The organism is Mycobacterium venezuelense (assembly GCF_054919535.1).
Genome location: NZ_JBONDW010000062.1, coordinates 1 through 683 on the forward strand (window position 1 = coordinate 1; position 683 = coordinate 683).

1 protein-coding gene is annotated in these 683 nt (G+C 63.4%); it reads left to right on the top strand.

What is annotated here, in order from left to right:
* A partial coding sequence (locus tag ACRCUN_RS34180; RefSeq protein ID WP_462146032.1) for a condensation domain-containing protein occupies nt 1-683 on the top strand: 683 nt, incomplete at both ends.

The following is a 683-nucleotide window of genomic DNA, read 5'->3' on the forward strand; positions in this document are numbered from 1 at the left end:
CAACCGCTTCGAAGGTGGCGTGGCCACCTACAACATGCCGATTGCATTCCGAATCAGCGGACCGTTGGATGTTGAGGCGCTTGGTGGAGCACTCGATGATGTGATCGCTCGACATGAGTCGCTGCGCACGGTTTTTCGCGATGTCGACGGTGTGGCGTATCAGAAGGTGCTGCCCGCTGAGCGGGGTCTGTGGCGGCGCGGCGGTCCGGCGGTGGTGTCATTGCCCGAGGCCGACATCGAGGCGGAATTGGTCGCACTAGCGGGGCACCGCTTCGACTTGTCGGCCGAGATCCCGCTTCTGGCACAGATCTATGAGGTTGGCTCCGAGCAGTACCTCCTTGGCATCGTGTTGCACCACATCGCATTTGACGGCTGGTCGATGGCGCCGATGGCTCGTGATGTGGGCGAGGCGTACCGTGCACGGCGGCAGGGGCAGGTACTCAACTGGGTTCCGCTGCCGGTGCAATACGCCGATTACACCCTCTGGCAGCAGAATTGGCTGGGTTCGGAGTCCGACCCGGACAGTGTTATCGCGAGACAGCTGGCTTACTGGCGGCAGGAGTTGGCTGGCCTGCCTGAGGTGGTGTCGTTGCCGACCGATCGGCCCAGGCCTCCGGTGCCCAGCTATCGCGGTGACGCGGTTGACTTACGCATCGCCCCGCAGACGTGGGCGGGTATCAAGG